General features: G+C 72.1%; 23 protein-coding genes. 10 read left to right on the top strand and 13 right to left on the bottom strand.

Annotated elements, in window-relative coordinates; genetic code table 11:
• Positions 1-126 precede the first annotated feature (126 nt).
• From FHX52_RS00155 to FHX52_RS00145, 3 genes are read left to right on the top strand one after another with little or no spacing between them, the layout of a single operon-like run.
• Positions 127-447, top strand: coding sequence for a hypothetical protein (locus tag FHX52_RS00155; RefSeq protein WP_141818872.1), 321 nt, complete (start codon positions 127-129; stop codon positions 445-447).
• The gene (locus tag FHX52_RS00150; protein WP_141818870.1) at positions 444-965 is read left to right on the top strand and encodes a hypothetical protein; all 522 of its coding nucleotides are present in this window, start codon (positions 444-446) and stop codon (positions 963-965) included. Before FHX52_RS00155 ends, FHX52_RS00150 begins: the two co-directional genes overlap by 4 nt.
• Before the next feature lie 27 nt (positions 966-992).
• The gene (locus FHX52_RS00145) at positions 993-1490 is read left to right on the top strand and encodes a DUF2505 domain-containing protein (protein ID WP_141818868.1); all 498 of its coding nucleotides are present in this window, start codon (positions 993-995) and stop codon (positions 1488-1490) included.
• A 37-nt stretch (positions 1491-1527) separates the two neighbouring features.
• On the opposite strand, the gene pruA is transcribed toward FHX52_RS00145, so the two are convergent.
• The 8 genes from pruA to FHX52_RS00105 all read right to left on the bottom strand — a co-directional run bounded on the left by pruA (position 1528) and on the right by FHX52_RS00105 (position 8655).
• Positions 1528-3156 carry an L-glutamate gamma-semialdehyde dehydrogenase gene (gene pruA, locus FHX52_RS00140; protein ID WP_141818866.1) on the bottom strand — a complete coding sequence of 543 codons (1629 nt, stop codon included), beginning with the start codon at positions 3154-3156 and terminating at the stop codon, positions 1528-1530.
• A 130-nt stretch (positions 3157-3286) separates the two neighbouring features.
• Positions 3287-3688, bottom strand: coding sequence for a DUF4870 domain-containing protein (locus FHX52_RS00135; protein ID WP_141818864.1), 402 nt, complete (start codon positions 3686-3688; stop codon positions 3287-3289).
• A gap of 104 nt (positions 3689-3792) precedes the next feature.
• Positions 3793-4506, bottom strand: coding sequence for an SGNH/GDSL hydrolase family protein (locus FHX52_RS00130; RefSeq protein WP_141818862.1), 714 nt, complete (start codon positions 4504-4506; stop codon positions 3793-3795).
• Positions 4507-4565: 59 nt separating this feature from the next.
• Complete coding sequence (locus FHX52_RS00125; RefSeq protein WP_185747018.1) at positions 4566-5504, bottom strand: alpha/beta hydrolase; 939 nt, start codon at positions 5502-5504, stop codon at positions 4566-4568.
• Between the two features lie 74 nt (positions 5505-5578).
• Positions 5579-6181 carry a TetR/AcrR family transcriptional regulator gene (locus FHX52_RS00120; protein WP_141818858.1) on the bottom strand — a complete coding sequence of 201 codons (603 nt, stop codon included), beginning with the start codon at positions 6179-6181 and terminating at the stop codon, positions 5579-5581.
• Positions 6182-6233: 52 nt separating this feature from the next.
• Entirely contained in the window at positions 6234-6779 is a 546-nt protein-coding gene (locus tag FHX52_RS00115; RefSeq protein WP_246069537.1) for an NUDIX hydrolase, read from the bottom strand.
• Between the two features lie 11 nt (positions 6780-6790).
• The gene (locus tag FHX52_RS23680; RefSeq protein WP_185747017.1) at positions 6791-7234 is read right to left on the bottom strand and encodes a DUF6912 family protein; all 444 of its coding nucleotides are present in this window, start codon (positions 7232-7234) and stop codon (positions 6791-6793) included.
• Entirely contained in the window at positions 7234-8655 is a 1422-nt protein-coding gene (locus FHX52_RS00105; RefSeq protein WP_141818856.1) for a WS/DGAT/MGAT family O-acyltransferase, read from the bottom strand. The genes FHX52_RS23680 and FHX52_RS00105 overlap by 1 nt, the downstream gene beginning before the upstream one ends.
• Positions 8656-8695: 40 nt before the next feature.
• Between FHX52_RS00105 and FHX52_RS00100 the strand changes: the two genes are divergently transcribed.
• Genes FHX52_RS00100 through FHX52_RS00090 form a run of 3 tightly spaced genes read left to right on the top strand, consistent with a single transcriptional unit; the run spans position 8696 to position 11161 of the window.
• On the top strand, positions 8696-9085 hold the full coding sequence (locus FHX52_RS00100; protein ID WP_246069536.1) for a cupredoxin domain-containing protein: 390 nt from the start codon (positions 8696-8698) through the stop codon (positions 9083-9085).
• Positions 9082-10431, top strand: a complete 1350-nt coding sequence (locus FHX52_RS00095) for a hypothetical protein (protein WP_246069535.1) — start codon at positions 9082-9084, stop codon at positions 10429-10431. Before FHX52_RS00100 ends, FHX52_RS00095 begins: the two co-directional genes overlap by 4 nt.
• A gap of 22 nt (positions 10432-10453) precedes the next feature.
• Complete coding sequence (locus tag FHX52_RS00090; protein WP_141818854.1) at positions 10454-11161, top strand: GAP family protein; 708 nt, start codon at positions 10454-10456, stop codon at positions 11159-11161.
• On the opposite strand, the gene FHX52_RS00085 is transcribed toward FHX52_RS00090, so the two are convergent.
• On the bottom strand, positions 11139-12677 hold the full coding sequence (locus tag FHX52_RS00085) for a CpaE/TadZ family protein (protein WP_141818852.1): 1539 nt from the start codon (positions 12675-12677) through the stop codon (positions 11139-11141). The two genes, FHX52_RS00090 and FHX52_RS00085, sit on opposite strands and share 23 nt — an antisense overlap.
• Positions 12674-13336 (bottom strand): CpaB family protein, encoded by a 663-nt coding sequence (locus FHX52_RS00080; protein ID WP_141818850.1) that lies wholly within the window; start codon positions 13334-13336, stop codon positions 12674-12676. Before FHX52_RS00080 ends, FHX52_RS00085 begins: the two co-directional genes overlap by 4 nt.
• A gap of 214 nt (positions 13337-13550) precedes the next feature.
• Between FHX52_RS00080 and FHX52_RS00075 the strand changes: the two genes are divergently transcribed.
• Positions 13551-13778, top strand: coding sequence for a helix-turn-helix domain-containing protein (locus FHX52_RS00075; protein ID WP_141818847.1), 228 nt, complete (start codon positions 13551-13553; stop codon positions 13776-13778).
• 11 nt (positions 13779-13789) lie between these two features.
• Here the strand turns inward: FHX52_RS00075 and FHX52_RS00070 are convergent, their stop codons facing one another.
• A complete protein-coding gene (locus tag FHX52_RS00070; RefSeq protein ID WP_141818845.1) occupies positions 13790-14353 on the bottom strand; it encodes a hypothetical protein in 564 nt (187 codons plus the stop codon).
• A 110-nt stretch (positions 14354-14463) separates the two neighbouring features.
• Here FHX52_RS00070 and FHX52_RS23675 point away from each other — a divergent pair, with 110 nt between their 5' ends.
• Positions 14464-15384, top strand: coding sequence for a LysM peptidoglycan-binding domain-containing protein (locus FHX52_RS23675; RefSeq protein WP_185747016.1), 921 nt, complete (start codon positions 14464-14466; stop codon positions 15382-15384).
• Positions 15381-16019 carry an Rv3235 family protein gene (locus FHX52_RS23670; RefSeq protein WP_185747015.1) on the top strand — a complete coding sequence of 213 codons (639 nt, stop codon included), beginning with the start codon at positions 15381-15383 and terminating at the stop codon, positions 16017-16019. The genes FHX52_RS23675 and FHX52_RS23670 overlap by 4 nt, the downstream gene beginning before the upstream one ends.
• Positions 16020-16201: 182 nt before the next feature.
• Here the strand turns inward: FHX52_RS23670 and secA are convergent, their stop codons facing one another.
• Together secA and FHX52_RS23665 are read right to left on the bottom strand one after the other, a co-directional pair.
• Positions 16202-19030 (bottom strand): preprotein translocase subunit SecA, encoded by a 2829-nt coding sequence (secA, locus tag FHX52_RS00060; RefSeq protein ID WP_141818841.1) that lies wholly within the window; start codon positions 19028-19030, stop codon positions 16202-16204.
• Positions 19031-19287: 257 nt separating this feature from the next.
• Positions 19288-19458 carry a hypothetical protein gene (locus FHX52_RS23665; RefSeq protein WP_185747013.1) on the bottom strand — a complete coding sequence of 57 codons (171 nt, stop codon included), beginning with the start codon at positions 19456-19458 and terminating at the stop codon, positions 19288-19290.
• A gap of 27 nt (positions 19459-19485) precedes the next feature.
• Between FHX52_RS23665 and FHX52_RS00055 the strand changes: the two genes are divergently transcribed.
• Positions 19486-22986 (top strand): DUF11 domain-containing protein, encoded by a 3501-nt coding sequence (locus FHX52_RS00055; RefSeq protein ID WP_141818839.1) that lies wholly within the window; start codon positions 19486-19488, stop codon positions 22984-22986.
• Positions 22987-23038 lie beyond the last annotated feature (52 nt).

Raw genomic sequence — 23038 nt, 5'->3', positions numbered from 1 at the left:
CGTGCGCCGGCACCTCGTCGTGCCGGGCATCTCACGATGTGAGCCTAGCGCCGACCGGCGCCGGGTCCGAAACGACCCGTGGAGAACTCTCCGGGTGTCGTCGCCGGACTGCCTAGAGTGGGGTTCATGAGCGATGCGAGCAGCCGTCCCGCGACGGCTGACGCCGCGGCCTTGCGGGCGCTCGCGACGGCGCGCCTCGAGACCCGGGCGATGTCCGACCGGCTGCTCGACCACCTCCCCGACCTCGGCGACGTCCCGACCCAGCGCCTGCTCGACACGTGGGTCGAGCAGGCCGCCGATGCCCTGCGCGCCCTGTCCGAGGCGGCGGAGGAGCGCCTGCTCGACCTCGGCCGCGCGAGCGCGCCGGACGGCATACCGACGGGGTATGCCGCTGGCGACCTCGCGAGGTCCGCCCGGCCGGGTGCCCCGGAGGGCGGTCCCCGATGACCCTCCCCACCGGCGACCCCGCCTCGGTCTCGGCCCTGGGCGGTGCCCTGCTCACCCAGTCGGCCCGGCTGGCCGACCTCGTCACCGAGCTCGGCGGGTCGGCGGCCCGTGCGGCTCGCGCGTCACAGGCCCGGCGGCGGCCCGTCGACGACGTCAGCTCGCACGAGCGGCTGCTGCTCGAGCGGGCGGCGACCGAGCTCGACCGGGTCGGGGCGCTGCTCCAGGCCTGGACCACGACGAGCGTCGAGACGGCCGCACGGGCCCGACAGCTGGCCCCCGACCTCGCGCGGGCGGACCTCGTCATCGACGGCCAGGTCGTCGTCGAGTCGTCGGGCCCGAGCCGCGTCGACCCGCAGACCCGGGCGCGCGAGCGGCAGCGCCTGCAGGAGCTGCTCAACCGCGTGACGATGGTTCGTGCCCGCGAGCTCGCGAGACTCGGTCGCGAGCTGCAGCACTCGCACGACGCCCTGGCAGCGGTGGCGCTCGACGCGCGAGCGGGCCGGTCCGCCACGTCGTGAGCGGAGGCGGTGCCCTAGCGTGGGCCCATGAAGATCACCGAACGGATCGACTACACGGCCGCGCCCGACGCCGTCTTCGCGATGCTGACCGACCCCGCCTTCCAGGAGGCCAAGTGCCTCGAGGCCGGCTCAGCGCGACACGAGTCGGCCGTGACGCCCACCGGTGACGGGGCCCGGGTCGTGACCCAGCGCGACCTGCCGGCCCACAACCTGCCCGACTTCGCGCGATCCATCGTGGGCGACACCCTCTCGGTCACCGAGACCTACGACTGGGCGGGAGCGGCCGCCGACGGCAGCCGCGACGGCAGCCTCGTCGTCGAGGTCGCCGGGGCACCCGTGGCGCTGCGCGCGAAGGTGCGACTGGTCCCCGGCGCCGCCAACACGGCCATGACGATCGACGGAGACCTCAAGGCCTCGATCCCGCTCCTCGGCGGCAAGGTCGAGAAGGCTGCCGCTCCGGCGGTCATCGACGCGATCCACGGCGAAGGGCGCACCGGCGCACGGTGGCTGGCCGAACGGGCCTGACCCGCAAGGGATCTCGGCCAGGCCCGTCGGCACAGCGTCAGCCCATGTGGGGGTAGGCGTGAGCGGTCGGGGGCACGAACGTCTCCTTGATCGAGCGGACGCTCGTCCACCGCAGGAGGTTCTGCGCCGCGCCGGCCTTGTCGTTCGTGCCCGAGGCGCGGCCCCCACCGAAGGGCTGCTGACCGACGACGGCACCGGTCGGCTTGTCGTTGATGTAGAAGTTGCCGGCCGCGAAGCGCAGCCGCTTCGTCGCGTCGGCGATGACCCGGCGGTCCTGGGCGATGATCGACCCGGTGAGGGCGAAGGGGGCGAAGCCTTCCATCTGGTCGAGCACCCGGTCGTACTGGCGGTCCGGGTAGACGTGCACCGACAGGATCGGGCCGAAGTACTCGGTGCGGAACGACTCGTCGGAGGCGTCCTTGATCTCGAGGACGGTCGGGCGTACGAAGTAGCCCACCGAGTCGTCGTAGGTGCCACCGGCGATGACGTCGATGCCCGACGTGGCGTGGGCGCGGTCGATGGCGTCCTTGTGCTTGGCGAAGGCCCGGTCGTCGATGACGGCACCCATGAAGTTCGACAGGTCGGTGACATCGCCCTGCGACAGCCCGTTGGTGATCTCGACGAGGTCAGCCTTGATCTGCTTCCACAGCGACGCCGGCACGTAGGCGCGGGAGGCGGCCGAGCACTTCTGGCCCTGGAACTCGAAGGCGCCCCGGATCATCGCGGTGCGCAGGACGGCCGGGTCGGCGCTCGGGTGGGCGAGGATGAAGTCCTTGCCACCCGTCTCGCCGACGAGTCGCGGGTAGGTGCGGTAGCGGCCGAGGTTGGAGCCGACCTCGGACCAGAGGTGCTGGAACGTCGGCGTCGAGCCGGTGAAGTGGATGCCGGCGAGGTCGGGGTCGGCGAGCGCCGCCTTGGAGACGTTGATCCCGTCGCCGGTCACCATGTTGATGACACCCGGCGGCATGCCCGCCTCCTCGAGCAGCTGCATCGTGAGTGACGCCGCGAACTGCTGTGTGGGAGAAGGCTTCCAGACGACCGTGTTGCCCATGAGGGCCGGCGCGGTCGGCAGGTTGCCGGCGATCGCCGTGAAGTTGAAGGGCGTGATCGCGTAGACGAAGCCCTCGAGCGAGCGGTAGTCGGAGCGGTTCCAGATGCCCTTGGTGTTGAGCGGCGGCTGCTCCTCGAGGATCTGACGCGCGAAGTGGACGTTGAGCCGCCAGAAGTCGATGAGCTCGCAGGCGCTGTCGATCTCGGCCTGGTAGGCCGTCTTGCTCTGCCCGAGCATGGTCGCCGCGTTGAGCCGGGCGCGCCACGGGCCGGAGAGCAGTTCCGCCGCCTTGAGGAGGATCGCTGCGCGGTCGTCGAAGGCGAGCTCGCGCCACATCGGGGCGGCAGCCTTGGCCGCGTCGACCGCGGCCTGCCCCTCCTTGACGGTGGCGTTGCGCAGGGTGCCGAGCACCGAGCGGTGCGCGTGCGGCTGCCGCACGGCCACCGCACGGCCGGTGCCGGTCACCCGCTGCCCGTCGATGACGTGGGGCAGCTCGACTGACGAGCTCCCGAGCTCGGCCAGCGCCACCTCGAGCGAGGCGCGCTCAGACGACCCCGGGGCGTAGTCGAGCACCGTCTCGTTGACCGGCGCGGGCACGTGCGTCACTGCATCCATCGACCTTCTCCTGCTGTAGCACGGGGCGCGCGCGGGCCGAGCCGGCGCGCGATGGGGTGGCCGCCTCGTGAGCGGCCACCCCATCGTTCCATGCCTGCAAGGCCCCGGTCAGATCCCCGGGGAAGGTGCCTCAGCGCAGGACCGTGATGGCCCACGGGTAGTGGTAGAGCTCGCCGCGGTTCGCAGCAAGAGCGGCCTTGATGTGGAAGACGAGGGCGGCGACGACCGCGACCAGCCACACGATGAGCGCGACAGGGATGAGGATGACCGTGAAGAACATGATCCAGCCGACGATGACGGCGGCCCACACGGCGAGGTTGAAGTTGAAGGCGCCGGCCGCGGCCTGTCGCACGAAGGCGCTCTTGTCCTTGTAGAGCGCCCAGATCACGAGCGGACCCACGATGCTGAGCCACCCCGCCGAGATGACGGCGGCGATGACGGCGGCGAGGTGGCCGAGGATCGCCCAGGTGCGCTCCTCGGCCGTGGTGGCGGGCAGGCCCTGGCCCTGCGGGGAGGGAATCGGTTGTGTCATGGCTCCATCGTCCCGCCTCCCGCCCCCGTGCGCTGCTGGGGTCGGCCCTGATCCGACCCTGATCCACCCCTGAGTGGCGGGGAGTCCAGGCGCTCCGGGGTGGCTCAGGCGCTGGCGCCGACGGACTCGTCGATCACGAGCGAGCAGACCTCGCTCGACGCGTCGGCGATGCCGAGGCCGGAGAAGAGCGTGAGGGCCAGCTCGTGGTGACCGCGGGCGCTCGGGTGGAAGGCATCGTCGAGCCAGCCGTCCGGCGCGGTTGCTGCACCGCTGCGCTCGGCCGCAGCACTCCAGGCCGCTGCGTGGTCGACCACGAGGACCCCGAGGTCGTCACCGACCTGGCGGACGGCCTGCGCGTAGGACTCCGCCAGCTCGGGCGAGCGGTCGCCGTCGGCCTCGACGGGCGGCGGCGTCTGGAGCACGACCATCGCGCCGACGTCGCGCGAGCGCTGCACGATCTGGTCGAGGCGGTAGCGGAAGCCGCGGATGCCGTCGGGACCAGCGGTCTGGTCGTTGGTCCCGAACATCACGAAGACGACGTCGGGCGCGAACCGCCCCGCGCGCCAGTGGAACTCAGGCAGGAGGTCGTCGGTGGTCGTGCCCGAGACGCCGGAGTTGATGACGGCGTCGCTGCGCCGCCCCAGCTCGCCGCGCACCCGCTCTGCGAAGTGCTCGACGTAGCCTCGCCTGCCGCGGGTGTGGTGCACCCCCTGCGTGATGCTGTCGCCGAGGAACACCCACGTCACCGGTGGCCCGGCGAGCACCTCGCGGAGTCGGTCGGCATCGCGTCGGGCGTACTCGTCAGCCGTGAAGTCCATCAGAGCAACGTAACAAGCGACGGGGCGCCACCGACTCCCCCGGCCCAGTGGGTGGACGCTCAGGCGACCCGTGCGGCAGACCGGGCCTCCGTCTGGCCGTCTGCAGCGCCGAGCGGCCAGGGAGCGCGCGGCTCACCGGCGTGCAGGCTCGGCTCCACCGGCAGCCGGTCGACGAACCTCGCGACCGCCCCACCGACGGCGGGGTCTGCGAGGACGCGCCGGTGCCCCAGACCGGAAGTCGAGTAGAGCTCGGCCCCCGCCCACTCCCTGACGAGACGCACGGAGGCGGCGTGGGGCGCCTCGCGATCCAGCAGGTCGTGGACGACGAGCAGCCTCGGACGCTCGATCGCACCCGCGAGCCGGGCGAGCTCGAGGTCGCTCACGGCATACCCCGTGCGGCGCTCGGCGAGGGCGCGCAGGCGTCGCTCGACGCGGTCGCCGAAGCCCAGCTCGCCCCTGAGGCGCCCGAGGACCTCGGGCACCCCGCTCACGGGGGCGACGAGCACGAGACGCTCGGTGCCGAGCCACCCGTCGCGCAGGGCCAGCAGGGTCGACAGGCCGCCCAGCGAGTGCGCGACGACGGCCCGGGACGGCCCGAAGCGGGCCGCCACGGCGTCGAGCGACCGGCCGAGCTCGACGGCGTGGCTCGACCGGGGGCCGTGGGCGCCGGGGTCGGAGCGGCCATGGCTCAGCCCGTCGAAGGCCACCACCTGCAGTCCCCGCCGGGTGAGGGGGGTCACCAGTGGGGTGAGCTGCTCGAGGGACCCGCCCCAGCCGTGCACGAGGTAGACCACCGGGCCCGCGCCCCAGAACCAGCCGCGGACGCTGCGCCCGTGGAGGGCGACCTCGAAGGGGCTGCCGAGCAGCTCCTCGATCGGCGTTGCGCCCGCGTCGGGGTGACGGGAGGGCGCCGCCGGCACCCGGAACCAGCTGCGGTTGACGAGGCGCGCCCCGAGAGCCGGTGCGATGCGCTCGGCCAGCGCCATCCCCTGTTGCATAATTGCACGATCGATCGTGCTTTTCCGCATCGATGCAACTGTCATGTCAAGCTCCTTGCGCGTGGGTCGACCCGTCAGCCGGTCGGCGCGACGGGGTGGCAGTCAGCGACGAGCCGCTCGAAGGCTCGCCGGGCGCGCGCCTCCGCGCCGGAGTCGCGCATGAGGCGGCATGCGTGCTGGTGAGCCAGCAGGATGCCCTCGAGCTCGTAGGCGACCTGCTCGGCATCGACATCGGGTCGGAAGTGCCCTTCGCTGACGGCGGTGCCCACGATGAGGGTCACCGACTCGAGCTTGTCGCGCTCGGCTCGGAGCAGCTCGTCGCGGACCGGGCCCTCCTGGTCGTCGAACTCCGTGGCGGCCACGACGAAGATGCAGCCGCCGTCGAAGGCCTCCGACTGCCACCGCAGCCACTGGTCGAAGAACTCCCGAAGCCGGGGCTCCCCCCGCGGCGCGGCCAGGGTGGGACGCATGACGACATCGGTGAACCGTCCACGGGCATGCTCGAGGACCTGCACCTGGAGGGCCTCCTTCGACGCGAAGTGGGCATAGAGCCCGCTCTTGCTCAGCTTCGTCGCCGCGGCGAGGGTGCCGATGGTGAGGCCGCCCAGCCCGACGAGCGAGGCGAGCTCCGCCGCCTCGTCGAGGATCGCGGTCCTCGTCTCGTCACCCTTGCTCATGGGTCAATAAAAGCACGATCGTTCGGGTTCCTCAAGGGTCCCGGTCGCGACGTCACCCGCGCCGGGCGGCCTGCCAGCCGCGCAGCACGTCGCCCCAGACGGCGGCGCTGTCGGGCACGACCGTCGCTGGGTCGTCGTCCAGGCGCCGGACGAGCGCGTCCAGGTCGACCCACTCGCCCCCGACGACCTCCTCGGGCTGCCACCGGATCGGGCCGTCCCACTCGACCGTGAAGCGGTGGGCGTGGTAGCGGGTGTGCGCGTCCTCGTAGGCCACGACGCCGACCGGCTCGAGCGCCACCCCGTGCACCCCGAGCTCCTCCTCCACCTCGCGGACGGCACCGAGACCCGGGTCCTCTCCGGCGAGCACGACACCTCCGGCCGCGAAGTCGAGCAGACCGGGATAGACGTCCTTGGTCGGAGTGCGCCGGTGGAGGTAGATGCGCCCCAGCGGGTCGCGCACCACGACGGAAGACGCTGCGTGCCAGAGGTTCTCGCGACGCATGACCGAGCGCACGACCTCCCCCACGACGTGGCCCCGCGCGTCGTAGCGGGCGACGAGCTCGTCGCCCGGCCTGCCCCCTGCGGGCTGCCCGCTCACCGAGGGCGCCGTCAGCCGAGGAAGGAGCGGACGTCGTCGAGCTCAGTCACGTCGTACCAGAGCAGCTCGTCGGCCTCCTCGTCGGCGACACCGACCGCCGACTCGTCGTCGATGTGGAAGGAGGCGACGCGAGAGAGCGGCAGCGGCGCGACGAGGACGACGCTCGAGGCCGGCTCCCCGACCCCCTGGACGAGCCAGGCCGGGTCGGCGTCGGCCGCCGCGACGACCCGACGGTGCCGTGGCGAGGACCGCACCGAGGCGGCCGCCGCGACCGCGTCGCTGAAGGCGGCGTACTCGAGATCCTCGACGTCGAGACCGGGGGCACGCGATCGCAGGGCCGACGTCACGGCATACGCGGAGACAGGGGCGCCCTGCCCCGCCGGGAGGCTGCCCGCCGTCGCGAGCTGCTCGAGGTCAGTCCGCGCGAGCGGCACGTAGACGCGGACGACGGCCATCAGGACTCCCGCCCACTCGTCAGCTCCGCGAGGGACTCGAGGATCGAGGAGCCGAGGTCGTCGACGTCGGGCATGGCCTCGCGGTCGGCGTTGAGGCCGTAGTAGACCCCTCCGTCGTAGGACGTGATGCCGATCGAGAGCGCCTGCCCCTTCGCGAGCGGCATGACGGGGAAGGTCGAGAGCATCTTGGCGTCGCCGGCGTAGAGCGGGCTCTGCGGCCCGGGAACGTTGGTGATCATGACGTTGTAGAGCCGGCGCGACATGGCCGAGCCGAGCCGCGCGCCCAGCGCGTGCAGCGTCGGCGGCGCGAAGCCGGCGAGGTTGGCGAGCGAGGAGGCCCCGACGGCCTGACCACCCTCCATCTGCTGGCGCATCGCGAAGGCGATCTGGTGCAGCCGCATCGAGGCGCCCGGCTCGCCGACGGGCAGGTTGACGACGCAGGCCATGACCTGGTTGGCATACATGCCCGCGGGGTCGTCGCCGTAGATGCTGACCGGCACCATCGCCCGCACCACCGTGGGCCCGCTGACCGCCTCGCCGCGTCCCAGCAGCCAGGTGCGCAGTCCGCCGGCGATCGTCGCGAGGACGACGTCGTTGATCGTGACGTCCTCGGCATAGGCGCCGCGGGCGAGGCGCCCCCGCACCGTGCGGTAGTCGTCGAGGTCGGTCGAGACCATGACCCACCGACGTGCCGTGCCGACCTCGGCGTTGAGCGGCGAGTCGGGCGCCGGCCGCGCGGCCGTTCGGGCGACGGCCGACAGCAGCGTGCCCGCGGACTCGGCAGCGCGCAGGCCGACGTTGAGCACGTCGTTGAGGCCACCGCGCACGAGGTCGACGACCTGGGTGGGGCGGCGCACCGCGTCGACGACCGCCTCGGTCAGCAGCTCGGCCGAGCTCGGAGCCCGGCTCGGCTCCCAGGGCACGGGCTCGAGGCCCTCGCCCTCACCCTTCACGGCGTCGACGATCACGTGGGCGATGTCGAGGGCGTTGACGCCGTCGATGAGGGAGTAGTGGGTCTTCGTGACGATCGCGAAGCGGCCGTCCTGCAGACCCTCGACGAGGTAGACCTCCCAGAGCGGACGGGTGCGGTCGAGCTTGCGCGGCTGCACCCGGGCCACGAAGTCCTGCAGCTGCTCCTCGCTGCCCGGGCGCGGCAGACCGGCCCGCCGCACGTGGTAGCTCATGTCGAAGCCCTCGTCGTCGACCCACACGGGGTTGGCGATGCGCCCCGGCACGTCACGCACCTTCTGGCGGAAGCGCGGGATCGCCCCGATGCGGCTCTCGATGATGCCGACCAGCTGGTCGTAGTCGAACCCCTCGCGCGGGGGTTGGAAGACCATGACGGAGCCGACGTGCATCGCCGTCGTCGACTCCTCGAGATAGAGGAATGACGCGTCGAGCGAGGTCAGCCGGTCGGACATGGTGACACTCTGCCAGACGCCCCGACCTAGGATCGTGGCCATGCGCTCGTTTCGCCCCATCCCGTATGCCGTCACCGCCCTCGTGCTCGCGGGCTCGCTCACCGGGGTGGCCGGGTGCGCCTCGGACAGCGGGTCCACGGGGTCGTCGGTCTCCAGCGCGACGGGCACCGTCAAGCGCCTCGAGGTGACGATCACGGGCACCACGGTGACCCCGGCGCCGGCCCAGGTCGAGCTGCCCGTCGGCAGCACGCTGGAGCTCGTCGTGACGAGCGACCACGACGACGAGCTGCACGCGCACGGCTTCGACCAGGAGGCCACGCTCAAGGCCGGCGTGCCGACGACGCTGCGGCTCACGGCGAAGGAGCCCGGCCGCTACGAGGTCGAGACGCACGAGCCCGCACTGACCCTGCTCACCGTCGCCGTTCGGTGACCGGGCGGGAGTCTCTCGCGGGCTGGTCCGCAGCGCTGCCCGCCCACGGGGTCGGCAGCAGGGGCGACCTGCCGCTGCCCTTCGCGGCACTCGTCGTCGCGGCCGGCGCCGCCCTGCTCATCTCGTTCGTCGCGATCGGCTTCCTGTGGCGCGAGCCGCGGCTGCGCGAGAGCGACGGGCTGCTGCTGCCGGGCTGGCTCGCCCGGGTGCTCGACTCGCGGTGGTTGCGGCTCGCGGCCCAGGTGCTCGCGGTCGTGCTCACGCTGTGGACCCTCTTCGCCCTCGTCTTCGGACCCGACTCGGCCCTCAACCCGGTGCCGCACGTCGTCTACGTGTGGTTCTGGGTGGGCCTCGCCTTCGCCTCGATGCTTCTCGGGCCGGTCTGGCGGGTCATCAACCCCGTGCGGATGCTCCACGCCGGTGTGCTGCGACTGGCCCGGGTGTCGCCCGACCTCGCCGTCCTGCCCTACCGGTGGGGGCTGTGGCCGGCTGCCCTGGGGCTCGGCACGTTCACGTGGGTCGAGCTCGTCGCCGAGGAGAACACCTCGCTCGGCTTCCTGCGCCTGCTCATCGCGTCCTTCTTCGCCCTGTCGCTGCTCGGCGCTGCGGTGTTCGGTCGCACGTGGTTCGACTACGCGGACCCGTTCGAGGCGTGGTCTCGGCTGCTCGGCCTCCTCGCCCCGCTCGGCCGGCGCGACGACGGGCGATGGGTGCTCCGCACCCCCCTGCACGGCGTCAACACGCTGCGCGGCCAGCGGGGGCTCGTGGCCACCGTGGCCGTGATGCTCGGCGGGACGGCATACGACGGCTTCTCGGCGAACCTCGGGTGGGCGACCTTCGTGCAGAGCTCGCCGCTGCCCTCGTCACTGCTGCGGACCGTCACCCTCATCGGGTTCTTCGGGCTCGTCGCGCTGACCCTGTGGCTGGCGTCGGCGGTCTCGGTGCGGCTCGCGGGCGAGCCACTGCGGCAGTCGGTGAGCTTCGTCAGCGACATGGCGCCGTCGCTCATCCCCATCGCCGGCGGCTACGTCATCGCGCACTACTGGTCGCTCTGGGTCTACCAGGGGCAGGTGACCTGGCAGCTGCTGAGCGACCCGCTCGGCATTGGCGTCGACTGGCTCGGCACGGCGGGGCTCGTGCCGGCCGACGCCCTCATCCAGCCGACGCTCGTCGCGACCATCCAGGCCGTCAGCATCGTCATCGGCCACCTGCTCGGCGTGCTCGCCGCCCACGAGCGGGCCATCACCGTCCTGCCGCACCGCGCCGCGATCATCGGCCAGGTGCCGCTCATGGTCGTCATGATCCTCTACACGGTCGGCGGGCTGACCATCCTCTTCACGCCGTAGCGATCGTGCCTAGGCTCACGCCATGACCTCGGACCTGGGCGCGGCCCTCCTCGTGGCACTGACCTATGGAGGAGCGGTCGCCCTCGCCGGGGTGCCCGTCGTGGTGCTGGCCTTCGTGCTCGCCTCGTCGCGCCCGGCCCCCGTCGGCCTCGGCTTCGCGGGCGGGTGGGCGCTCGGCCTCGCGGCCGCGCTGGGCGTCGTCGTCGCGGTGTCCGACGTCGCGGTGGCGGTGGCAGACGGCACTGGCGGTTCGGACGGCCTCGACGCGCCCGGCACCACGTCATCGGCGGTGCTCGCGTGGGTGCGCATCGTCGCCGGCATCGCCCTGCTCGTGCTGGCCGTCCGCTCGTGGCAGGCCCGCGGCTCGGCGAAGCAGCCCGGCTGGATGAAGGGCGTCGGCGGGTGGAGCACCCGTCAGGCCTTCGCCACGGGTCTCGGCCTCGGGGCGCTCAACCCGAAGAACCTCGCGATCATCGCGAGCGGCGCGTCGTCGATGCTCGCGGCCTCCGTGGCTCCGGCCGACCAGGTGCCTGCGGTGGTCCTCTTCGCCCTCGTGGGATCGATCGGCGTCGCCGGCCCCGCGATCTACCGGGTGGCCGGCGGCGAGGGCGCGGGCCGCGCGCTCGCCCGCGGCGACGAGTGGCTCCAGGCCAGGGCCAGCGTCCTCAGCGCTGTCGTGCTCGCCGTGCTCGGTGTCATCGTGCTCGTCAACGGCGTGACAGCGCTCTGAGGCCACGAGGTCGCCGCCGGCGCGCCGTGGGCGCCGTCCACGGCGCGACCACGGAGGCGAGGTCGCCGACCGCCGAGCGGACCGGCGACTCCGGTGACTGCTCGACGATGGAGCGGCCGGCCAGCACCGCGGCATCGACCGCCGCGGGGTCGTCCGGAACGAAGCGCACCTCCTCGAGACCGGCGAAGCGCTGCAGGGACGCAGCGATGCGGGCCTCGGGACGCGACCCGACCGAGGCGCTGCGCACCCGGTTGACGACGGGAAGCGGCGGGGGCGACGGCACGGTGCCGAGCTCCTGGAGTCCTCGCACGAACCGTTGGAGGGCCACGGGGTCGGCTCCCCCGACCGCCACGACCGTGTCGGCTGCAGCGAGGCTCGTCAGGGTGGCCTCGTTTCGCCGGGGAGCGACGGTGTCGTAGCTCAGCTCCTCGTCGTCCTCGAGGCAGAAGCCGCAGTCGACGACGACGAGCGACACGAGCGAGCGGCTGAGCTCGAGGACACGCTCGAGCGCAGCGGCCCGCACCTCGGGCCAGCGCTCGGCCTTGGGCAGTCCGGTCAGCACCCGCAGGCCGGGGAGCACCTGGGGTGCGAGGGCGGCGAGTGCGGGCAGGTCGAGGGCGCCCTGCTCGGACGCACGGCAGGCCGCCGCGATCCCGGGTGCCTCGTCGAGCAGGCCCAGCGCCTGGGCGATGCAGCCGCCGTAGGTGTCGGCGTCGACGAGGAGCACCTCCCCGCCGCGCGAGGCCACCTCCGCCGCGAGCGTCGTCGCGACCGTGGTGCGTCCTGGTGCGCCGGTCGGCCCCCAGACGGCGACGATCCGTCCCCGTTCGGGAACGGCGTCGATGCGGTCGGCACGGTCGGCACGGTCGGCACGGTCGGCTCGGTCGGCTCGGTCGGCTCGGTCGGCGCGGTCGGCTCGGTCGGCTCGGTTGGCTCCGTTGGCGCGGCCGGCGGGGTCGATGCCGTCGTCGTCACGATCGGCGGGGTCGACGCCGTCGCCGCGTGGCCGCCAACCGGTCCACTCGTCAGGGAGGTCCGCGTCGCCGGGGCCTCCGAGGACGACGCTGGAGACGGGGTCGGCGGCGCCGTCGCCGGAGGAGTTGCCGTTCTGCGTGCCGCTCCGCCCGACGCCCGGGACGCCATCGATGCCCTCGGTGCCGGAGCCGTCGGCCCTTGCGGGGTCGAAGGCGTCGCCGAGGTCACCGACCGCTGCGTCGAGGGGCAGGAGGGTCCGGACGGAGAGCTGCCGCAACCGCTTCTGCGCCGGCTCGTCGTCGGCGGGGTGGAGGCCGATGACGCGGATCCCCTTGGCCCGCAGGCGCGCCACCACGTCGAGGTCGAGACCGCGCAGGTCGTGCGAGACGACGGCGACCTGCCCCACCCCCGCCTCGGCGACGGAGAGCAGCTCGGCGACGTCGGCGCAGCGGCGTGCGATCGTCACCCCCGGGACCCGCTCGAGCGACGTCGCGACCTGCGCCTCCCAGCGGGGTCCGAGCCCGGTGATGACGTCGGTCACGCGCCACCACCGCCGACCGAGCCGGCCACCGGCACCAGGGTCAGCTTGGCGTCGCCGTCGACCGCCTCGACGAGGTCCTGCACGGTGGCGGCCGGGACGTAGAGCTGCACCGAGGTCGTCGCGTTGGCGCCGAGCCCTCCCGTGGTCGTGGAGACCGCAGCGACTCCGGCCGCCTCGATGAGGCGCGTCGTTCGAGGCGGCTCGGCGTCGCCGCCGGTCGCAGCCTTGGGGGTGACGAAGACGTCGACCCGGCTCCCGCGGGCCAACCCGGCGGTCGACGCGGAGTCGGCGCGCACCGTGACCCGGCGCACGTCGACGTCGGTCGGGCTCCCCACGGCTGACGCGGGCACGAGCTCGCCGGCCCTGACGTCACGAACGACGAAGCTCCCCGTGGGTGCGGGGGCGTCTGCCGACAGGTACGGCACGGAGCCGTCGGCGAGCAGCACGTCGACCCGGGTGAAGGACGCCGCGTCGACCCGGTCGCCCACGACGAGGTCGGCGGCCGCGGCCCAGACGGGCACCCGGTCGTCGGCGCTCGCGACCGCCTTGGCGCCGAGGGTCGCCGCGACGAGCACGAGGAGCACGCCCGCGACGAGCCGGCTGTCACGCCACGAAGGCCGCTGAAGTCTCTTGGCGGTGGGTCGGGCAAGCTCGGTCATGCGATGTCCCCTGAGGTCGTGCGATGTCGTGCGGCGTCGGGCCGTGTCGTGTGATGTGTCGTGCAATGTGCGCGGTGAGTGCGACCACATCCTGCAACACGAGGGGACGTTGCGCGCGGCGAGCTGCACAGCTGTGGAGACCGGGCCCGGCGGCATACGGCGGCGACCTACGATGGGACCGGCCCGTCGCACGACCACGAGGAGGAGAGAGAGCGTGACCCAACGCTTCCTGCAGCTCGCCGAGGTGTCCGAGGTGCTCAACATCTCCGCCGCCCAGGCCTACGCCCTCGTGCGGTCCGGCGAGCTGCCCGCCATCAAGATCGGCGGTCGTGGCCAGTGGCGCGTCGAGGCCACCGAGCTCGAGGCCTACATCCAGCGGATGTATGCCGAGACCCGGTCCTTCGTCGAGGCGCATCCCTTCGGCGGCTCGGTCGAGGACTGACGGCAGGGTGCTCAGCCGTCAGCGGTGACGGGTCGGACCCGGCGGACCCAGGCCAAGGACGCGTAGGGCACGAGCGCGACCGACGTGATGTTGGCCGGTCGCCGCGGCGCATCGGCGGGGTGCTCCGCGATCTCGAGGTGGTCGGCCCCCACCACGTCGATGGTGCCGACGAGCAGCCTCCCGTCGACGTCGCGGATCTCGACCGGCGCGCGGTCACGGCTGATCGCTCCCAGCGCCAGGGCCAGGGTGAAGCGCCGGGCCACGACTGACGGCGTCTGGGCGCCGCGCCGCAGACCTGCCACGGACCGCACCGCCCCGAGGCGGAGCAGGATGGGCCGGGTCGGCGCCGGCTCGACGAGGACCCAGTCCGGCCCGACGTCGACCACCTGGGCGGCGAGCGACTCACCGCCGACCCACCAGGTGGCCCGCGCGCCGACGTTGGCGAGCAGCCGGGCGTGCAGGTCGATGAGGGCGCGCTCGCGGCGCGTGCGGTCGGCGATCTCCGACTCGAGGTCGTGCGCGTCGTCGGAGGCAAGCTGAGCCTCCAGGTCGTCGAAGAGACGCTCCCACCGCATGTGCCCACCCTTCATCGCCGAACCCGGCTGCGCCAGCCGAGAACCATCGTGTCCACAGTCTGCCGCATTCATACTTGACCAAACACAAGCAAACGGCATTGAATGAACGAATGTCAGCAGTGCGCCACCCCTCCGCGACGGGCCTGCGGTCCGTCCTCGGGCTCGGTCTGTCCGTCCTGTCGCTCGCCCTGCTGCGTGGCGTGGCCTCGTCGCCGACCGGAGGCGGAGCACTTTGGGGCTCGTCGGCTCGGCGCCCGGACGAGGTGCTCGTCGTCGTGCTGGCCTGGGTGGGGATGGCGCTCGCGGGCTGGCTCGCTCTCGGCTCGGCCCTCGGCCTGCTCTCGACGGTCCCCGGCGCCCTCGGTCGAGGGTGCGGCCGACTCGCCGACCATCTGACGCCCCTGCTCGTGCGCCGGGTGCTCACTGTCGCTCTCGGCACCTCCACCGTCTCTATGGCGCTCCCTCCGGCCAGCGTCGTCGGCACCGTTGCCGCCCCCATGCCGGTCGGGCATGCGATGCCCGGCAACTCAGACGGCGCGACGCGTCACGCCGAGCACCCGGGCACGGCTGCGGCCGTGCCCGACCCCGGCTACGCCCCGACCGGCGTCGGCAGTCCGGGCTACCAGCCGACTCCCGAGGCCAGCCCCGGCTATGCCCCGACCGGCGAAGTGGGCCCGGGCTTCCACACGACTCCCGGGTCTGCTGCGAGCCAGCGGGCATACACACCTGGCGACGCCACGCCCGGCTTCCGGCCCACACGTCCGCTGCCGGCCCACGACAGGGCGGGGTCCAGCCTCCTCGCACCGCCACCACGGCCCGACGTCGCGGCGCTCGACACCGTCACGGTGCGCCGAGGCGACAGCCTCTGGTCCCTCGCCGCACGACACCTCGCAGCCGGCGCGAGCGACGCGGAGGTCGCGCGGGCGTGGCCGCGGTGGTTCGCCGCGAACCGCGCAGTCATCGGCGAGGACCCCGACCTCATCCGACCCGGCATGCAGCTCGTCCCGCCTCGAGAAGGAGACCTCTCATGACACCTCTGGCGACGACCCCCGGCACGACCCCCGGCACGCCCGCCGGTGGAGGAGGCGAGGCCGCCGCGGAGCCGCTGCCCGGCTCAGCGCCCAGCTCGGCGCCTGCGGCGGCCGGTGGTCGGGCCCAGGTCGGCCGCATCGTCGCGGGCTTCGTGGTGCGGCCGATCCCCGCGACGGCGCCCGAGATCATCAGCGCCGACGAGGCCTGGTACGGCCAGGAGCCCTACTCCCAGGACGCCCTTGCCCTCGACTTCCAGTCACAGATCGACGAGGACGACTTCGGGCCGCAACCGACGCGCCGGGCGCTCCTGCCCGACCCCGCTCCTCTCGTGCCCCGACTCGCCCAGACCGTCATCGAGGTCGTGTCCGGCCAGCGCCCTGCCCCTCAGCTGATCCGGCACACCGCGCCGAGCGTCTACTCCGTGCTCGCCCGGCAGTCCATGGTCGCCGGACGCCGCCGGACGCCAGGTGCGCAACGGTCTCCGCTGGTCCGACGGGTCCGGCTGTGCGAGCCCGCCGACGGGGTCGTCGAGGCCTGCGCCGTCGTCGTCGCGCACGGCAGGGTGCGGGCGCTCGCCATGCGCCTCGAGGGGCTCGACGGCAGATGGGTCGTCACGGCCCTGACGATCGGCTGAGTGGCCGAGCGGGCCGAGCCACGACGTCCTGTGGCACCGATGCGCGGACGGCCGGCCCTCGCGGACACGCCCAGACGCCCAGACAGCGGCGCCGACACAGCCCGGACAGGGAAGGGTCCGTCCCCCAGGGGGACGGACCCTTCTCGCGGTTCTCGTGCGGCAGGCGGGCTGCCGGCCGGCTCTCAGCGGCGCTTGCGCTTGACCTTCTTGCCGCGTCGGTCTGCCTGTCGCTCCACGGTGCGCTGCGGCTCGGTCTCGACGACGTGGCCGTCCTCACCCGGAGCCGAGTAGCGCAGGGCTGCCGGGCGCTGGCCGTCCTGGAGGTCGACGCCGGAGACCTGGACGCCGGAGCGGGCGAACGAGCGACCGCTCTCGTCGTCGGCTGCCGCGCCCGTGTGGTCCGCGCCGGAGGCGACCGCACTGTCGCCCGGCGCCGCGGCGGCGAGGCCGCCGACGAGGTCGCCGACGGACATCGGCGCCGCGCCCACGGCGGGCGCGGCCGGCTGCGCGACCTGCACCTCGACGGAGAACAGGTGGCTGACCGACTCCTCCTTGATGGCCTCCATCATCGCCTCGAAGAGCTGGAACCCCTCGCGCTGGTACTCGATGAGCGGGTCGCGTTGCGCCATCGCGCGCAGGCCGATGCCCTCCTGGAGGTAGTCCATCTCGTAGAGGTGCTCGCGCCACTTGCGGTCGAGCACGGAGAGGACGACGCGGCGCTCGACCTCGCGCATCGTGTCGGAGCCGAGGGCCTCCTCGCGCTGGTCGTAGGCGTGGTGGGCGTCGGACATCAACTGCTCGCGGAGCACGGCGGCCGAGATGGCCTGGCGTCCGCCGGCGAGGTCCTCCACCTGCTCGATCGTGATGCCGACGGGGTAGACCTGGCGCAGGGCCTCCCAGAGCCGCTCGAGGTCCCAGTCAGCGGCGAAGCCCTCGGCCGTTGCCGCGTCGACGTAGGACCCGACGACGTCGTTGACGAACATCCGCAGCTGCTCGTGGAGGTCCTCCCCCTCGAGCACCGCCCGACGCTCCTCGTAGATGACCTGACGCTGGCGGTTCATGACGTCGTCGTACTTGAGGACGTTCTTGCGGATCTCGTAGTTCTGCGCCTCGACCGACCCCTGCGCCTTCTGGATCGAGTTCGTGACCATCTTGCTCTCGATCGGCACGTCGTCCTCCATGCCGGCCGTCGTCATGAAGCGGTCGACGAGGGCGGCGTTGAACAGGCGCATGAGGTCGTCGTTGAGCGAGAGGTAGAACCGCGACTCACCCGGGTCTCCCTGGCGGCCGGAGCGGCCACGGAGCTGGTTGTCGATGCGGCGCGACTCGTGGCGCTCGGTGCCGAGGACGTAGAGGCCGCCGAGCGCGGTGACCTGCTCGTGCTCCGCGGCCACCTCCGCCTCGGCCTTGGCCAGGGCCTCGTCCCAGGCTGCTTCGTACTCCTCCGGCGTCTCGTGCGGGTCGAGGCCGCGGCGCTTGAGCTCGGCGACGGCTCGGAACTCGGAGTTGCCGCCGAGCATGATGTCGGTGCCTCGACCGGCCATGTTTGTCGCGACGGTGACGGCGCCCTTGCGTCCGGCGTCGGCGACGATCGTCGCCTCGCGCTCGTGCTGCTTCGCGTTGAGGACCTCGTGGCGGATCCCCCGCTTCTTCAGCTGCTGCGAGAGGTACTCGCTCTTCTCGACCGACACCGTGCCGACGAGCACCGGCTGGCCCTCGGCGTGACGCTCGGCGATGTCGTCGACGACGGCGTTGTACTTCGCCACCTCGGTGCGGTAGACGAGGTCGGCCTGGTCCTTGCGGATCATCGGTCGGTTCGTCGGGATCGGGATGACACCGAGCTTGTAGATCGAGTTGAGCTCGGCGGCCTCGGTCTGGGCCGTGCCGGTCATGCCCGAGAGCTTGTCGTACATGCGGAAGTAGTTCTGCAGGGTGATCGTGGCGAGCGTCTGGTTCTCGTTCTTGATCTCGACGCCCTCCTTCGCCTCGATGGCCTGGTGCATGCCCTCGTTGTAGCGCCGGCCGGGCAGCATACGGCCGGTGTGCTCGTCGACGATGAGGATCTCGCCGTTCATGACGACGTAGTCCTTGTCCTTCTTGAACAGCTCCTTGGCCTTGATGGCGTTGTTGAGGTAGCCGATGAGAGGGGTGTTGACGGTGTCGTAGAGGTTGTCGATGCCGAGCAGGTCCTCGACCTTGGCGATGCCCGACTCGAGCACGCCGACGGTGCGCTTCTTCTCGTCGACCTCGTAGTCGCCGCGGCCGTCCTCACCGCGGTGCAGGCGCTGCACGATCCGGGCGAACTCGACGTACCACTTGGTGGCGAGGTCGGCCGGGCCGGAGATGATGAGCGGCGTGCGGGCCTCGTCGATGAGGATGGAGTCGACCTCGTCGACGATGCAGAAGTGGTGGCCGCGCTGCACGAGCTCGGCCGGGTCCCAGGCCATGTTGTCGCGCAGGTAGTCGAAGCCGAACTCGTTGTTCGTGCCGTAGGTGATGTCCTTGGCGTACTCCGCCCGGCGCTGCTCGGGCGTCATCGACGCGAGGATGCACCCGGTCTCCATGCCGAGGGCGCGGTGGACGCGGCCCATGAGCTCGGACTGGTACTCGGCGAGGAAGTCGTTGACGGTGATGACGTGGACGCCCTTGCCGGTCAGGGCGTTGAGGTAGCTCGGGAGCGTCGCGACGAGGGTCTTGCCCTCACCGGTCTTCATCTCGGCGACGTTGCCCATGTGCAGGGCCGCTCCACCCATGATCTGCACGTCGAAGTGCCGCTTGCCGAGGGTGCGCTTGCTCGCCTCGCGCACGGCGGCGAAGGCCTCGGGCAGGAGCATGTCGAGGGTCTCGCCGTTGTCGAGGCGCTCGCGGAAGCCCTTGGTCTCGTCGCGCAGCTCCTCGTCCGTGAGCTTCTCGAAGTCGGCCTCGAGGGCGTTGACCTGCTTGGCGATGCCCTGGAGCCTCTTCAGGGTCCGACCTTCGCCGGCACGAAGCAGCTTCTCGATGACGGCCATCTGGTGATCTCACTCCCGACTCAACGTGTGGACCCGCCCGGTGGGTGGGCTCCATCGCCCGCGATGGGTCACGGGACCCGCCTAGGCTATCCGTCCACCTGACGGAACGACCAACGCACCGTCTCCTCCGCTGGTTCCGCACCAGCTGCTCCCCTGGTTCCGCACCAGCGACCAGGCCGTATGCCGTCCGCCCGGGTCCGTGGCCACGCCTGCGTCCGCGTCCCCGACCGGGTGAGCATCGGTGTGCCCCGATCCGGTCATTTCGCCGGTGGGCGGGCCACCCCGGGAATAACCTGAAAAGTCTCGGGGATCCAGCCGAACGAGCGGAGATCAGTCGCCATGATTGCCATCGTCGGCCCCAGCACCTGCGCCCGCACCAGCGCCCGCACCTGCTCGGACCGTTCAACGTCCTGCCGCGCAGCCGTCATCTCACCCCCTCCGTCAGGAGGTTCGAGATGTCCCTGACCCGCAGCCCCCTCGGGCGCCTCACCATTGCCGCCGGTGTGGTGGCGCTCATCAACTCGGGTGCCGCGGTCGCCGTGGCCCTGCCCTCCAGCTCCTCAGCGATCCCCCTGACCGCTGCCACCACCGCGGCATCGGGTGTCGCAACGGCCACGTCCGCGGCGAAGACCTCCAAGGTCCCTTCCCTCGTGAACCAGCGAGCGGCAGAGGTGCGCGCGGCCACCGGCGGTGGGCACCGGCTCACCCCGGCCAAGCAGAAGTCGGTGAGCGACCTGCTACTGCGCGTCGACGGGGCCGGTGCGCTCGACCTCGAGATCCACGCCCTCGGCACGCTCACCGGCAAGGAGCGGGCCGACCTTCGTCGGCTCGGCGTGAGCGTGCTCAACGCCTCGGACCAGTGGGTCAAGCCCGCAAAGCTCAAGGCGCTGCCCAATGCCGGGGTGCTCCGAACCCTCGTGCCGTATGACCGCGTCGACGCGGTCGCGGCGCTCGGCTGGGTGGCCGCCATCCGACCGACGGAGATCCTCCCCGCCGACGCGGGCAGCTTCCTCAGCGAGGGTGTCCCCCTGCATCGGGCCGACGACGCACAGGCGATCGGCATCGATGGTGGGGGCGTCGACGTCGGCGTCATCTCCGACGGTGTCAGCGCGATCGCCGCTGCCCAGTCCCTCGGAGACCTGCCTGCCGGCGTCAACGTGCTCGATGCCGGCAGCGGCGACGAGGGAACGGCCATGCTCGAGATCGTCCACGACATGGCTCCCGGCGCCGGACTCCTCTTCCACGGCACCGGCGGCGGGGTCGCCGCCCACGTGTCGGCCCAGAACGACCTCGTGACGGCCGGCGCCGACATCGTCACCGAGGACATCCCGTTCGATGCCGAGCCCGCCTTCCAGAAGGGCCTCGCCGCCACGAACGGCGAGATCCTCGGCGCCGCGGGCGTGTGGGTCAGCTCGTCCTCGGGCAACCTCAACTCGACGCACGCACCGCGTGTCGTTGCGACGGGCACGGGCAATGGTCCTGACAACCAGGCGCCTACGGGCTGCGTGGTCGCACCGACGAACACGGTCGCCTTCAACGGGGCCGACACGACGTTCGACGTCAGCGTGAACCCCGGCGCGACGATCGGGGCGACGCTGCAGTGGAGCGAGCCGCGCGCGATCTTCCCGACCGCCGGCGCGGGCGGATTCACCAACCTCGACCTCTACATCCTCAACGCGGCAGCGACCAGCTGCCTCGCCACGAGCACCGCCGCCCAGGGTGGCGGCTCCGGCGACACGATCGAGCAGGCGTCCTGGACCAACGGCGGCGCGAGCCCCGTCACGGTCAAGCTCGCCGTCAACAACAGCGGCAACAGCGGCGCCAAGGGCACCCCGACGCTCGACCTGCGCTGGCGCGGTGCCGGCGCGATCGACGCCACGGGCAGCGGAGGCTCGCTCAACCCCGACAGCAACTACACCGACTTCGCCACGTCGGCAGGCGCCGTGAACGGCGGCGCCGACCAGAACCCCACGACGACGCCCCTCGAGGGCTACAGCGGGCAGGGGCCCGTCTCACTCGTGAGCACGACGGTGTGCTCGGCGTCCTACCCGTGCCCCGCGTCGGCCGCGCCCGGCGCGAACCAGAGCGTCCTCGGGGGCGGCGGCCGCACGGCCATCGCGCCGACGTATGCCGCGGCCGACGGCGTGTCGGTCAGTGGCGCCGGCGGCTTCGGGGCGGGCTCGTGCCCGGCGGCGACCCAGGGCGACTGTCGCTTCTTCGGCACCTCGGCGGCAACGCCGTCCTCTGCCGGTGTCGCAGCCCTCGTCCTCGACGCTTCGGGCGGCCCCGGATCGCTGACGCCCTCGGCGCTCACCGCCGTCATGACGGCCAACGCGACCGATCGTGGCACCCCCGGCACGGACAACGCCTTCGGAGCCGGCGTCCTCGACGCCTTCTCGGCGGCGACGGGCCGAGCCGACCTGTCGGTGACGAAGAACTGCCTCCCGAACGGAGACGCACCGGCCGGTGTGCTCAATCCCTGCTCGATCACGGTCACCAACTCAGGGCCGGCGATCGCCCGGGCCGTCACGCTGAGGGACGACATCCAGTCGACCACCGGCTTCACCGTCGCGACGTCGTCCACTGGCTGCACCGCCCCCGCAGGCACACAGTCGGGCAACGCTACGGCGACCTGCGCCTTGGGCGACCTCGGCGCCAACACGTCCATCACCATCGAGATCAGCGAGCGGTCGAACGAACCCCAGGACCTCGCCGACACCGCGAAGGTCTCGTCCGGGACGATCGACCCGAACCCCTCCAACAACTCGGCGAGTGACACGCTGCACGTCGTCGGGGCAGCGGAAGTGAGCATCGTCAAGACGGCGCCGGCGACGGCCACCGCCGGTGGGCAGATCACGTGGACGAGCACCGTCTCCAACGCCGGTCCGTCGACGGCGACCGGCGTCGTCGTGCGCGACGTGCTGCCCGCTGCCGTCACGGTCGTCTCCGTCACCGCCTCCACCGGGTCGTGCACCGCCGGTGTGCCGGGTAACTCGTCACAGCCGACGACCTGCTCCTTCGGCAACGTCGCCTCAGGCGCGTCCCCCACCATGACGGTCGTCGCCACCATCGATCCCGGCTTCACGGGCTCGATGCACAACGACGCCGTCGTCTCGTCGACCACCGCTGATCCGGACACGGGAAACAACTCCGCCACGGTCAGCACCACGGTCGCAGCGTCGGCAGACCTCAGTGTCACGATGGTGGACAGTCCTGACCCCGTGCTGGCCGGGCGTCCGCTGACCTACACGCTGACGGTACGCAACAACGGTCCGTCGACGGCCAAGGACGTCAGCCTCGTCGACGTCCTGCCGGGCGCGGTCGACTTCACGTCGGTCGCGGTCACGTCGGGTTCGGGCACGTGCGTGCACGTGACCATTCCGATCGACCCGCCGGAGCACCAGGTCGAGTGCCTCCTCGGCACGATCCTGCCGGGGGCCGGACCGACGACGGTCGTCATCCAGACGCTCGTCAAGCCGGCGACGCCGGCCGGTTCGATCAGCGACTCGGCTACGGTCGACTCCTCCACGAACGACCCGGTATCGAGCAATGACACCGCGTCGGCGACGACGTTGGTGAACACGAAGGCCGACCTCCGCATGGCACTGACGAGCGACAAGGACGTCTACAAGCCGTCCGCGACGATCGTCTACACGGCAACGGTGACGAACGTCGGACCGTCCGACGCCGCCGCGCCGACGGTCACGATCGCCCTGCCCGACATCAAGGCGGCCGTCTACGTCTTCGACACGGCCGGCTGCACCAAGGCCGGCCAGACGCTGACGTGCCCGCGGCCGACGTCGCTCGCGGCGGGTGGTACGTGGTCGTTCAACGTCCACCTGCTCGTCAAGGGCAACAAGGGAGTCGTGACGACGTCTGCGACGGTCGCCTCGGCCACTCTCGACGACGCCCCGGCGAACAACTCGATCACGCGCACGGTGAAGATCGGCAAGTAGCCCGAGAACCGTCCGGTGCTGCTCGCGCCGGACCGACCACTGCAGGTGTCCC

It is taken from the genome of Humibacillus xanthopallidus, assembly GCF_006717145.1.
Taxonomy (GTDB): Bacteria; Actinomycetota; Actinomycetes; order Actinomycetales; family Dermatophilaceae; genus Humibacillus; species Humibacillus xanthopallidus.
Note: the sequence above shows the minus strand (reverse complement) of the source record. Positions and strands in the feature narration are given on the sequence as shown.